Genomic DNA, 13,004 nt, shown 5'->3' with positions numbered 1-13,004 from the left:
CCGGGGCCGCCCCCTGCCGACCCCGCCGCGGCGGGGCGGGCGCCCGTCGGACCGGCGGCGACCGCGCCCGCGTCCGCCCGGCCCACCTCCGTCGAACCCGCTGCCGGTGACCCGGCTGCCGCCGGGTCCGGCGCGGCGGCACCCGGCACGGCCCCCGCAACCGCCGACAAGGCGGCCGCAACCGGCGGCCGGGCGGCCGCCGACCGCTCGGCCGGCGCCGGATCCGGCGAGCCGTGGTTCAGGACCGACGGCGAGGCGACGACCGTTCTGCCCGCGGTGACACGCATCGCCACGGCCGGGTCCGCGGCCGCGGCGACGTCGTCCCCGGCGGTGAACCGTCCGGTCGCGGCGGCTGCGTCGGTCGACCCGGCGACGGTCCGGATCCGCGCCGCCGCGGACCGTCCGACGCAGGTGATCCCCGCGACCGCCCCCGCCTCACCGCCCGCGACCCAGAACCGGCCCTCGATCCCGGGCTCGCCGTCCCCGGCGCGGCCGGCCGGTGCCGCTGACGCACCGACGGTCGTCGCGGCCGCTGCCGCAGCCGGACCGACGCCCGAGCCGACGGGTGGGACCGCCGGCGGGCCAGGGACGGATTCACCACCACCGGCCTCCCCGAACGGTCAGGACGGCGACGGGCCGAACGGCCCGGACGGCGGTGACGGCAGCCCCACGCGCAGGCGCCGCCGCCGGCCGCTGCTCGTCGCGGCGGCGGTCGTCGGGCTGCTCGCGGTGCTCTACGTTCTCGACCTCGTCCTCGGCTCCGGCACCATGCCGCGCGGGGTGTCGGTCGCCGGCCAGCACGTCGGCGGGCTCTCCCACGAGGAGGCCGAGGCGCAGCTGCGCGCGACGATCGAACCGCGCGCGTCGCAGGCCGTCGACGTCACCGCGGGCGACGTCCGGACCCGGATCGACGCGGCGGCGGCGGGCCTGGGCGTCGACTGGGGCGCCACGATCGAGCGGGCGGGCGTCCAGCCGCTCAACCCGGTCACCCGCATCACGTCGTTCTTCACCGATCGCGACTTCGACGTCGTCAGCTCGGCCGACGACCGCGCGATCGCCGCGGCGCTGGAGGGGCTGGCGCCGCTCGTCGACAAGGAGCCGACCGAGGGCACGGTGCGTTTCGACGGACTGGAACCCGTCCCGGTGATGCCCGAGGACGGGCACCGTCTCGACGTCGCGGCCGCGGTGCCCGTCGTCGAGACGCAGTGGGCGCGCGGCGGCCCGATCGAGCTGCCGCTCGCGGTGCTGCACCCCACGACGACGGCCGACGACGTGCGCCAGGTCGTCGACTCCGTCGCGCGGCCCGCGGTGTCGGCGCCGGTGACGGTCACCGGCGAGGGCGCGCAGGGCACGTTGGAGCCCGCCGACATCGCGAAGGCGCTGACGTTCCGCGCCGACGGCGCCGCGACACCGCGGCTGGTGCCGGAGCTGAACCCCGACGTCGTGTCCGACGCGCTGGCGCCCCAGCTCGCGAGCACCGAGAAGCCCGGGCGCGACGCGACGCTCGACGTCAGCGGCCCCACGCCGGTCGTCGTCCCCTCCCAGGACGGTCGCGGCATCGACTACCCCGCGACCCTGAAGGCGATGGTCCCGGTCCTCACCACGTCGGCACCGCGGCAGGTCGCGGCCGTCTACGGCGACGAGCCCGCCAAGGTGACCACCGAGGACATCGAGAAGCTCGGCATCGCGGGCGAGATCAGCACGTTCACCACCGGGGGCTTCGCCGCCGACTCCGGGCGCAACATCAAGCGCGCCGCCGAGCAGATCGACGGCACGATCGTGAAGCCCGGCGAGACGTTCTCGCTCAACAAGGCGACGAACCCGCGCAACGCGGCCAACGGCTACGTCGAGGCCGGGATCATCGAGGACGGGCATCCGGCGCGCGGTGTCGGCGGCGGCGTCTCCCAGGTCGCGACGACGCTCTACAACGCCGCGTACTTCGCCGGCATGGTCGACGTGGCCCACAAGGAGCACAGCTTCTACATCGGGCGCTACCCGGTGGCCCGCGAGGCGACGGTCTTCGACGACGTCATCGACCTCAGGTTCCGCAACGACGGACCGACGGGCGTCCTGATCAAGACGATCTGGACCCCGTCGAGCCTCACGGTGAAGATCTTCGGCACCAAGCGCTACGAGGTGACCTCGACGACCGGGCCGCGGACCAACGAGGTCCCGCCGAGCCCGGTGACCATCCCCGCGGGGCAGCCGTGTTCACCCAGCCAGGGTGCTCCCGGTTTCACCGCGTCGGACACGCGCACGCTGCGCAACATCCAGACGGGTGAGGTGCGCACGGAGAAGCGGACTGTCCATTACAACCCGTCGCCGATCGTCATCTGCGGCGGCTAGTCGATCTCCGGCCGACCGCCGGTCGGGTGTTCCGGCTTTCGAGATGGTCGTCACATTCGTACCCTCGGCGGTGACAGTCTCGTCACCGACGATCGGGGACTCCGATGCGAATATCGGATGTACTGCGCAACAAGGGCTCGGCCGTGGCGACGATCGGGGCCGACGCCTCGGTCGGCGACGTCATCGCCGTGTTGACGACGGGCAACTACGGTGCGCTGCCCGTCATGGACGGGGCTCGGCTCGCGGGGATCGTGTCCGAGCGGGACGTGGTGCGCAAGCTGCACGAGCTGGGGCCCGACCTGGTCCGTACCCCTGTCGCCGACATCATGACGGCCGACGTCGTGACCTGTTCGCCGGGTGACAGCGCGCTGGAGCTGTCGCGCGTCATGACCGAGCGACGCATCCGCCATCTGCCCGTGATCGCCGACGGTGAGCTCGTCGGCATCGTGAGCATCGGCGACATGGTCAAGGCGCGGATCGACTCCCTCGAGGTCGAGCGAGAACAGCTGCAGTCCTACATCGCCTCGTAGGGCCGCGACACACGCGTGTGACGACGGACGGGCCCGGCTCCGCACCGGGCCCGTCCGTGGTGTGTCCGGCGGCGGGTCAGAACGCCGCTTCGGGGAGCTCCATCAGCGCGTTGTCGGCGTTCTCGACGATCTTGCGGTCGGCGGTGAGCCGCGGCAGCACCGTCTTGGCGAAGAAGTGCGCGGCGCCGATCTTGCCCTCGTAGAACGCCGTGTCCTTGGCGGACACCTCGCCGCCGAGCTTCTCGAGCGCGACGGTGGCCTGCCGCAGCAGCAGCCACGCGACGAGCAGGTCGCCGACGGCCATGAGGAACCGCACCGAGTGCTGGCCGACCTTGTAGAGCTCGGTCGTGTCCTGCGCCGATCCCTTCAGCGTCGCGGTGAACGCACCGAGCATGCCCTGCACGTCGCCGAGCGCGCGCGCGAGCAGCTCGCGCTCCTCCTTGAGCCGCCCGTTGCCGGAGTCGGCGGCCAGGAACGCCTGGATCTCGCCGGCCACGTGCAGCAGGGCCTGGCCGTTGTCGCGCACGATCTTGCGGAACACCAGGTCCAGCGACTGGATCGCCGTCGTGCCCTCGTAGAGCGAGTCGATCTTGGCGTCGCGGATGTACTGCTCGATCGGGTAGTCCTGGAGGTAGCCCGAGCCGCCGAGGGTCTGCAGCGACAGCAGCAGCATCTCGCTGGCCCGCTCCGACCCGACACCCTTGACGACGGGCAGCAGCAGGTCGTTGACCTTCTCCGCCAGCGCGGTGTCGCCGCCGGCGCGGATGCGGTCCTGGTAGGTCGCCGTGTAGGTGTACAGCGCGCGCAGGCCCTCGGCGTAGGCCTTCTGCAGCATGAGGATGCGGCGCACGTCGGGGTGGTGGGTGATGGTGACGCGGGGCGCGGTCTTGTCGAGCATCTGCGTCAGGTCGGCACCCTGGACGCGCTCCTTGGCGTACTCGAGCGCGGCGAGGTAGCCGGCCGACAGCGTCCCGATCGCCTTCGTGCCCACCATCATCCGGGCGTACTCGATGACCTGGAACATCTGGGCGATGCCGTCGTGCACGTCGCCGAGCAGCCAGCCGACGGCCGGGACCCCGTGCTGGCCGAACGTGAGCTCGCACGTCGTCGATCCCTTGAGGCCCATCTTGTGCTCGACGCCGGTGACGAAGGCGCCGTTGCGCTCGCCGGGCTCACCGGTCTGCGAGTCGAAGTGGAACTTCGGGACGAGGAACAGCGACAGGCCCTTCGTGCCGGCCTTGGCGCCCTCGGGGCGGGCGAGCACGAGGTGCATGATGTTCTCGGTCATGTCCTGCTCGGCCGAGGTGATGAAGCGCTTCACGCCCTCGATGTGCCAGGTCCCGTCGGCCTGCTGGATCGCCTTGGTCCGGCCGGCGCCGACGTCGGAGCCCGCGTCGGGCTCGGTGAGCACCATCGTGGCGCCCCAGCCGCGCCCGATCATCAGCTCGGCCCAGTGCTTCTGCTCGTCGGTCCCGTTGCGGTGCAGGATCGAGGCGAAGTTCGGGCCCGCCATGTACATGAAGGCGACGGGGTTGGAGCCGAGGATCAGCTCCGCGGCCGCCCACTGGACCGACGGCGGGATGCCGTAGCCGCCGAGCTCGGCGGGCAGCGACAGCCGCCACCACTCACCGTCCCACAGCACCTTGTAGGCGTCCTTGAGCGACTGCGGCAGCGTCACCGAGTGCGTCGCCGGGTCGAAGACGGGCGGGTTGCGGTCGGCGTCCACGAACGACTCCGCCAGCGGTCCCGTCGCGACCGTGTCGAGCTCGGACAGCACGCCGCGGAGCGTGTCGAGGTCGACCTCGGAGTCCGCTGCCAGCGCATCCTGCACACGGAACACCTCGAACAGGTTGAACTCGAGGTCGCGCAGGTTGCTCCTGTAGTGGCCCATCGCGTGGTCACCGCCGTTCCCGCTCGGCCGACGGGTCGTCATCGTCAACGACCTACTCGCCGGTAACCCCAGGATATTACCGACGGGTAACTGAAGGCAACCGCCGCCGCTCGGCGAGACGGTCTCACTCCTTCGGGTCCACCTGTTGTGCACGCTGCGTATGTGCTGAATGGTGCTCATGGTGTTTCTGTGACTGAGGTGGTCACCTGGACGAGCGGAGGGGCGATCGTGGGACGTTTCGAGGTCACCCGCCGTGGCTTCCTCACCGGCGGCCTCGCGCTCGCCGGCACCGCCGTACTGGGTGCCACCGTCGGCGCGGGGACCGCCTGGGCTTTCGACGGCCCGCCCATCACCGACTGCGCGGGCTGGGGCGCCCGGCCCAACAGCGCCGTCGTCCCGATCTGGAACCAGCGGCCCGTCAAGATCCTCGTGCACCACACCGCGACGCCGAACGTCACCGACTACAGCCAGGGCGCCGCGTTCGCGCTGGCGCGCAGCATCCAGAACTTCCACATGGACACCCGCGGCTGGCTCGACACCGGCCAGCACTTCACGATCAGCCGCGGCGGCGACGTCATGGAGGGCCGGCACCGCAGCCTCGAGGTCCTGCGCATCGGGCAGCGCCAGGTCGAGGGGGCGCACTGCACCGGTCAGAACATCGTGTCGGTCGGCATCGAGAACGAGGGCACCTACATCGACACCGACCCGACCGACGCCCTGTGGACCAGCCTGCGCACGACCTGCGCCTACATCTGTAGCCAGTACGGCATCGCCCCCACCGAGCTCTACGGCCACCGCGACTTCAAGAACACCGCGTGCCCGGGTGACCGGCTCTACGGGATGCTCCCCCGGCTGCGCCGCGAGGTCGCGGGGCTGCTCGGGAAGAACGTCGAGGGTGGCGCGACGCAGAAGGCGTCGTGGCCGCTGCTGCGCCCCGGGGACGTCGGCGTCGACGTGCAGGCCGCCCAGTACCTGCTGCGCGACCACGGCATGACCGAGGTCGTGCCCCACGGCCGCTACGACGCGGCGACGGCCGACGCCGTCGTCGCGTTCGAGCAGGCGACCGGGGCGGAGGACGTCGGGATGCTCGGCGGGGAGACCTGGCCCGTGCTGGCGCGCACCGTGCGCAGCAGCGAACGCAGCGAGGCGGCGAAGGCCGTCGAGACCCTCGCCGCACGCCGCAACGCCGAGAGCGTGCCCGACGTCGTCACCCGGCCCGACTGGCAGCGGCTGCTCGGGACCGGAGGTTCGCCCGCCGACACGTCCGTCGACCCCGTCGGCCCGCCGCGCTGACGCCGCCTGTCGCAGATCGGGCGCGTCCCGTCGCCGCGGCCCAGGACCGTCCGCTGACCGCGTCCATCACCCGCCCGGGCGACTTCGCGACGTCGTGACCCGGGCCGGGGCCGTCGCCGGCGCTACTCTCGTGGGCCGCGACCCTGATCGGGTGATGCGAGGGGGCGCGTCGAACGGGGAGGGGCGAGGTGAGCGTGACGGCCCGGTCGGCGGGACCGGGGGCGGGTTCCGAGCCGTCCCGGGCCGAGCAGGCCGCGCCCGATCGAGCTCCGGAGCGCGACGGCGCGCTGGCGGGCGCCACAGCCGCCCGACGCCTCTACCGGGAGATCGTCACCGATCCCTCGGCGCCGCGCCGGGTCGACGTCGTCGGACCCGCCGGGCACGGCAAGACGGTCCTGCTCGACCTCGTCGCGGACGCCTACCGCGCGTCGGGGGCCGTCGTGCTGCGCGCGCTCCCACCGGAGGACCTGGCCGCCGACGACGTACTCGTGCTCGACGACGTGCACCTCCTGCCCGGCGCCGACCTGCGCAGGCTCCGCGACATCGCGCTCGCCCGCACCCAGCGGCTCGTCGTCGCGCACCGGCCGTGGCCCTCGGGTCCCGACGTCGCCGCGCTCGGCGGGGCCATCGCCGCCGGTGGCGCGCTACTGGTCCTCGGTGCGCTCGACCGACCGGGCGTCGCGGCCCGGGCCGCCCGGGCCCTGCGCGAGCGCCCACCCGTCCCGCTCGTCGACCACGTGCAGGCGCAGACGGCGGGCCTCCCGGCCCTCGTCGACCGCTTCCTGGCCGGCCTGCTCGACCAGATCGGCCCCGACCGCACCCGGCTCGAGCGGCCCGGCGGCCTGCCGTCGCGGCCGCCGCAGCAGCTCGTCCAGCAGCTCGGCTACGCCGTCTACGGCATGGAGCAGCGGGTCCGCGAGCTGCTCGTCGCGCTCGCGCTGGGCGCCCCGCGCGACACCGAGGTGCTCGTGCCGCTGCTCGGGCTCGCCGACGCGGCCGGTGGCGGCATCGACGAGATCGACGAGCTCGTCGAGGAGGCCCGCTCGGCTGGCCACCTCACCGCGGACGGCGCGCTCCCCCCGATCGTCGCCACGGCGATCCGGCAGCGGGTGCCCGGCGCCCGGAGGCTGGAGATCCGGCGGACCCTCGCCGAGATCGAGCTCGACCGCGGCGGATCGGTCCTCACCGCGGCCCGCGGGTTGCTCGACACCGGCGCGACGGGCGCGCGGGCCGCGGAGGTGTTCGTCGCGGGTGCCGACGAGGCGGCCCGGGCGGGCGACCCCGTCGCCGGGCGGCTGTACGCCGCGGCCGTCGCGGCCGGGGCCCCCGCGTTGCGGCTGGCCGCCCGCCGCGCCGAGGCCGCGGTGCGGGCCGGCGACCTCGATCTCGCGCTCGCCCAGGCCGACCAGGTGCTCTCGCACGTCGACTCCGTCGAGGTCGAGGACGCGGTGCTCGCCGGGACCGCCGCCGCCGCGGTGCTCGCCCACCGCGGTCTGCTGGCCCGCAGCGCCGAGCTGTATCGCTGGATGAGTGCGGCCGACACCGGGGGCGAGACGGCGGCGCTCGCGGTGCCGGCCTTGATCGGGACGGGCGCCCTCGAGGAGGCGCGCGCCCTGCTCGCACCCGCCGCACCGCCCACTCCCGCACCGCCGCCGCCCGGTCAGGGGGCGTCGGTGCTGGGGCCGCCCCCGTCGCTGTTCGGGGATCCCGTCGGCGGCTCTGCCCCGGTACTCGGCCGGCCGCCGACGCTGCTGGCCTCCGCCGAGGAGCTCATGGCCGCTGGGGTGCTCGACTCCGTCGCCGGCTCGCCGACGCGCGCGATGTCGCAGCTCGCCCGCTCGGCGTCGCTGCTCGAATCGTCGAACCGAGCGGCGCTGCTGCCCGACACGCCCGCCGCCCTCGCCGCGCTGGTGGCGGTGCACTGCGGCGAGCTCGACGTCGCGCAGTCGGTGCTCGACCGCGCCGTCGTCGCCGAGCTCGGCGGACCCGCGGCGGTGGCGCGGCACCAGCTGCTGCTCGCGTGGATCGCGGTGTTCCGCGGCGCGATCGGCTCCGCGCGCGCGATCCTTGCGGCGACGTCGGCGGACGATGCCCGGCTCGAACCGCGCGACGAGTTCCTCGCCGCCGCGTTGGAGGTCTCCATCGCCCGCCGCGACGGCGACCTCGCCGCGCTCATGCCCGCCTGGGCGAGGGCCCGCGAGGCGATCGTGCGCCATCCCGTCGACCTCTTCGTCCTGCAGCCGCTCGGCGAGCTGGCGATCGCCGCGACGCGGCTCCGGGAGACCAGCTGGGTGCGGCCCCACCTCGACGAGGCCGCGACGTTGCTCGACCGGCTGGGCCGGCCCGCCCTCTGGTCGGCTCCGCTGCACTGGTCGCAGCTGCACGCCGCGATCGTCGCCGACGACCGCGAGGACGCCGCCCGCCACGCCGAGGCCCTGCGCGTCGCCGCGCCCGTCAGCCGGTACGCGACGGCGATGGCCGAGGCCGCGCCGCACTGGGTGCGGATGATGGACTCCGACGTCGACGCTGACGCCGTCGAGGCCGCGGCCCGCGGGCTGCATGCCGTCGGGCTGTCCTGGGAGGGCGGGAAACTCGCAGGTCAGGCCGCGATTCGCACCCGTGACCGCAAGGCCATGACCGCTCTGCTCGGAGCCGCGCGGGCGATGCAGTCCGGGAGCCCGGCTCCCGCCCCGGCCCCGGTCCCGCCCCGCCCGTCGGAGCCGTCCCCGGAGCCCGCTCCCGCCCGCCGTCCCGCCCCCGAACTCGACGACCTGGGCGACGGCCCGCTCAGCGAGCGGGAGCGGGAGGTCGCGAAACTGGTGCTGGAGGGACTCACCTACAAGCAGGTCGGCGAGCGGCTGTTCATCAGCGCGAAGACCGTGGAGCACCACGTCGCGCGGATGCGTCAGCGGCTGGGCTCCGGCTCCCGCGGCGAGCTCTTCGCGCACCTGCGCCAGATCGTCGGCCCGGCGGGCTCGTCCTCGTCCGCCGACTGACCCGAGACGCCTGCGCCGCTGCGCCCCGGTCGTGGTTCGCCCCGGACCGGGCGCAACCTGGTCGTCGTCGTCGGCGCTCGGGGTTGCGCGTGCCGAGCCGAGCGCAACCTCAGTGTCGTGGCGGGGGAGCCGGATCCGGAGCAGTGGGGTTGCGCACGGGTTCGTCGTCGGGCCTGCGCGGAGGGCCCGGCCGCGGTCGCTCGTCGACGCGCTGCCGGGCGGCGGTCAGTAGCGCTGCAGGCTCGCCAGCATCCCCTCGCAGCTGCGGACGACGATGCGCGCGGCGTCGGCGGTCGCCCGGCTCGACAGCGGGCTCTCGGCGCGGCGCTTCCAGCGGGTCGCGGCCTCGAGGGCCGCGCGGCGCAGGTCCTCGGGATGGATCCCCGGGTCGAGCCCGAGGCGCGCCGCCGCGGAGCCGCCCTCGCCCCCGAGCAGGCGCTCGGCCTCGTCGAGAGCGTCGGACGGGAGCTTGACGGCGCCGGCACGCAGCGCCGACAGCATCCGCAGCTCGACGAACTCGTGCGCCCCCGCAAGGATGCGCTCCACCTCCGCCGCCAGCGCGGTGGCCGCGGGGCGCGGCTCGCGCTGCAGGACCAGCTCGACGGCCAGCAGCGCCGACCGCGACTTCAGCAGGTCACGACGCTCGGTGAACTGCGTCGACAGCACCTGCCGGAGATCCTCGAGGCCACTGCGGCGGACGAGCTCCTCGGCGATGCGCGTCGGGTCGGTGATGCCCTGCCGGACCAGCGTCACGCCGAGCCGGACACCGAACAGGCCGAAGCGCTCGATGAGCCGGGCGCGGGCGTCGGTGTCGGGATGCGCGAGCTCGACACCCTCGCCCCGGACGAACCGGTCGACCGACAGCAACAGCGAGTCCATGTCGGCACGCGGCAGCTCCGCGAGCGCGACGAGGGCGGCGAACTCGTCCTGCCGCATCGTCCGCCCCGACTGGGCGAGCAGGCCCGCGACGGCGACGACGGTCTGGCACAGGCCGCGGATCTTGTCGTCGGACCGGTAGCGACGGGCGATGCGCCGGGCCGAGGTGAGCGCGTCGAGCCTGCCGACGCCGATCTCGTCGGCCCGCGACAGCACCGCGATCGTGTTGACCGGTGTGGCCCTGGCGACGCCCTGGTCGAAGAACGACTCGAGGAACCGCACGTCGGTGGCGTGCAGGTGGCGCATCAGGTAGATGACGGCGTCGGCGGGCGTGGGGGCGTCGTCCGGGGTGAGGAACGCGCCCGCGCGCATCGACGTGTCGCTCGACAGCGAGGCGATCCCGGGTGTGTCGATCAGCGTCGTCGACCGGAGGTTCTGCGAGGGCCAGTCGACGACGAGCCGGTCGACCTGGTCGGTCGGGGTCCCCATCAGGTCGAACGAGAGCGAGCCGCGGTTGCGGTGGATCGTCAGCTGCTTGGGCGCGGCAGCCTTCGGGTACATGAGCACCCGCGGCGAGTGCCCGTCCTGGTACCAGGTGACGACGCGCGTGCACTCCCCCGCGTCGGTCGGCGCGATCTCCTCGCCGACCAGCGCGTTGAGCAGCGTCGACTTGCCCGCCTTGACCTTTCCGGCGATCGCGACGCGCAGGGGCTCGTCGAAACGGTCGAGATGGTGGCGCAGCCAGCCGAGGGCCTGCGGGCTGTCGGAGTAGGCCTCCATGGTGTGCCGCAACAGCAGCCGGACGGTCGAGCCGAGCGGCGGGGCCTGCCCGACGACGGGCGCGCTCACGACTGCACCTGCCCGGACGGGACCTGGCCGGGCTGGGCGGCCGCGATCTGACCGGCCCCCGCGGCGAGCTTGCGGGCCCGCTCGGCGAGCGCCTCGACCCGGCTCAGCTCGGCGCGCAGGTCCTGGATGCGGGCCTGCCGCACGTTGACGTCGGTGTTGACCGCGGACTGGGCGGCGGCCACGGACGTGGCGAGCGACGTCGACACCTCCTCGGCCAGGACCGTGAAGTGGTCGCGCAGGTCGCGCTGGATGCGGCGGAGCATGTCCCGGGAGTCCTTGGAGACCTGGAAGGTCACCTCGTCGATGTGGCGGCGCAGCGCGTTCTTCGACTCGGCCTGCCGGCGTTGCTTCATCCGTTTGCGCTCGTCGCGGACCGTCTTCCCGCCGAACAGGAGGCCGGCCCCGATCGAGATGGGGTTGAGCAGGGTGAGGCCGGCGATGCTCGTGGCCAGACCGATCATGAGCAGGCCGCCGTACCCGCCGCGCATACCGGTGAACAGCTTCTGGCCGATGCCGAACTTCTCGTCGACGGGCTGTTCCAGCGCCCCGACGCGGCCGCCCATGGTGCCGACGGTGTCCTCGAACCGCAACGCGGGCAACGAGATCTCCGCGCCCTCGGCGAAGTGCTCGGCGACCTGTCCGGCCAGGTAGCGGGCCCGCTCGGCCGTCCACACGAAGTTGGCCGACGCCGCCGCGGACACCTGCTGGTGCAACCACTCCGCGAACTGGTCCCAGATGTCGGCGGGGTCGGCGTCCTCGAGCAGCTGCTCGCCGTCGCGGGCGATGGCGCGCAGGCGGTCACGCAGGTCGTAGTCGATGTCGGCGATGAGGTCGGCGACGCCGTCGTTGAGCGTCGTCTGCCACCGGGCGGAGCGCTGGCGCAGCGCGTCGGCCCGGGCCTTCGCCGCCGTGAGGTCGGCGACGAGCGCCTCGGCCCGCTCCGGGTCCTCCTGCGCGGTGAGCTCGGACTTCATCGTGGTCGCGAGCTGCTCGCAGACGTCGAGCACGTCCTGGGCGGTGGAGCGGCGGTCGAGGTCGTCGGCGCGGGCGACGACCCGGTTGAGCAGGAAGCCGATCAGCTCCTTGAAGCCCGACTCCTCCATCAGCGCCGCGTCCTGGGTCTGCGCGGCGTGCAGGCGCAGCGTCGAGGACACCGGGAACGTCGTGGCCGTGACGCCCGCCCGCTGCAGGTGGCCCTGGTCGAGCTCGACGATCCGGCGCCAGTGCGGGTAGAGGTCGGTCTTGGTGACGACGCACGCCACGTTCGGGCACAGCTTCATCGCCGCGCCCAGGAACTCCATCTCGGGCGCGGTGTACTCCTGGGCCGCGTCGGAGACGAGCAGCACCGCGTCGGCGCTGGGCAGCACCGACATCGTCGCCGCGCCGTGGGCGGACCCCAGGCCACCGACGCCCGGGGTGTCGACGAGCACCAGACCGCCCGCCAGGAGCTTGCGCGGCAACGAGACCTCGGCGTAGCTGAGCTTCGCGCGGTTGTCGGGGTTGCCGGCCTCGGAGACGAACTCGGCGAGCCGCCCGATGGGCACCTCGGTGCGCTCCGGGGGCCGGTCGTCGTCGGGGCCGTTGTCGCGGACCAGCGACACCGCCGCCGTCTCCCCGTACTTCACGACGGTGGGCACCGACGTGGCGATGTCGTCGTCCACCGGGCAGACCGGGGCGTTGACGAGCGCGTTGACCAGCTGGGACTTGCCCTGCTTGAACTCGCCGACGATCAGCACCCGGACGGTGGGGTCGGCGAGGCGCTTGCGGGTGTGCTGGAGCCGCAGTCCCAGGTCGGGCCGCTGGTAGGCCGTGGTCGCCTTGAGCGCCAGGTCGACCAGGTCGACAGCTGCCGGAACCGCCACGGAGTTCCCGCCCCCTCACCGGCCGCCGGACGGCGACCTCGACTGCGTTCCGTTCCTTGTTACACGACGAGACCGGCCCCACCGTCCCGGGTCCGGGAGAAGGCGGGGCCGGTCGTCGTGTCGCACGTGAAGGCTACTCCGTGCGGCAGCCTGCGCCGGTCGGGTCGGGCCGTGTCAGAGGACGTCGACCACGTCGTTGTCGTTGGCCTGGCTGTTGTCGGTGTTGTGCGAGAGCACGTCGTTGTTCGACAGCACCGTCGCGTCGTCGTCGCTCTGGAACGAGTCGTCGATGTTGAAGCTGTCGGTGTTGTGCGAGTTGGTGTGCGTGGTGGTGTTGGTCGTCGAGTTGTCGACGGCCTGG

Annotated in this window: 7 protein-coding genes and 1 pseudogene; 4 read left to right on the top strand and 4 right to left on the bottom strand. The window is 73.6% G+C overall.

The features are described from left to right. Window positions 1-2,346: VanW family protein (locus PSD17_RS15285; RefSeq protein ID WP_339123086.1), on the top strand; the 2,346-nt coding region annotated here is incomplete at its 5' end. 104 nt (window positions 2,347-2,450) lie between these two features. Next, on the top strand, window positions 2,451-2,876 hold the full coding sequence (locus PSD17_RS15280) for a CBS domain-containing protein (protein WP_013678571.1): 426 nt from the start codon (window positions 2,451-2,453) through the stop codon (window positions 2,874-2,876). Between the two features lie 76 nt (window positions 2,877-2,952). Here the strand turns inward: PSD17_RS15280 and PSD17_RS15275 are convergent, their stop codons facing one another. Continuing rightward, entirely contained in the window at window positions 2,953-4,767 is a 1,815-nt protein-coding gene (locus tag PSD17_RS15275; protein WP_339123088.1) for an acyl-CoA dehydrogenase, read from the bottom strand. A 189-nt stretch (window positions 4,768-4,956) separates the two neighbouring features. Here PSD17_RS15275 and PSD17_RS15270 point away from each other — a divergent pair, with 189 nt between their 5' ends. Next, a complete protein-coding gene (locus tag PSD17_RS15270; RefSeq protein ID WP_132975920.1) occupies window positions 4,957-6,060 on the top strand; it encodes a peptidoglycan recognition protein family protein in 1,104 nt (367 codons plus the stop codon). A 188-nt stretch (window positions 6,061-6,248) separates the two neighbouring features. Continuing rightward, on the top strand, window positions 6,249-9,056 hold the full coding sequence (locus PSD17_RS15265) for a helix-turn-helix transcriptional regulator (protein WP_339123082.1): 2,808 nt from the start codon (window positions 6,249-6,251) through the stop codon (window positions 9,054-9,056). 225 nt (window positions 9,057-9,281) lie between these two features. On the opposite strand, the gene PSD17_RS15260 is transcribed toward PSD17_RS15265, so the two are convergent. The 3 genes and pseudogenes from PSD17_RS15260 to PSD17_RS15250 form a co-directional block, all read right to left on the bottom strand. Further along, the gene (locus PSD17_RS15260) at window positions 9,282-10,781 is read right to left on the bottom strand and encodes a dynamin family protein (RefSeq protein WP_013678565.1); all 1,500 of its coding nucleotides are present in this window, start codon (window positions 10,779-10,781) and stop codon (window positions 9,282-9,284) included. Beyond that, entirely contained in the window at window positions 10,778-12,643 is a 1,866-nt protein-coding gene (locus PSD17_RS15255; protein WP_013678564.1) for a dynamin family protein, read from the bottom strand. Before PSD17_RS15255 ends, PSD17_RS15260 begins: the two co-directional genes overlap by 4 nt. A gap of 174 nt (window positions 12,644-12,817) precedes the next feature. Then, window positions 12,818-13,004: pseudogene (locus PSD17_RS15250) on the bottom strand (IniB N-terminal domain-containing protein); the annotation flags it as partial.

Source organism: Pseudonocardia sp. D17, assembly GCF_036984265.1.
Classification (GTDB): domain Bacteria; phylum Actinomycetota; class Actinomycetes; order Mycobacteriales; family Pseudonocardiaceae; genus Pseudonocardia; species Pseudonocardia benzenivorans.
The sequence above is the reverse complement of the archived record's forward strand: the minus strand, read 5'-3'. Positions and strand labels throughout refer to the sequence as shown.

Bases quoted from the DNA above. Each gene is read 5' to 3' on its own strand.
- PSD17_RS15280 (WP_013678571.1), top strand. From the start codon at position 2,451: ATGCGAATATCGGATGTACTGCGCAACAAGGGCTCGGCCGTGGCGACG.
- PSD17_RS15275 (WP_339123088.1), bottom strand. From the start codon at position 4,767: ATGGGCCACTACAGGAGCAACCTGCGCGACCTCGAGTTCAACCTGTTC.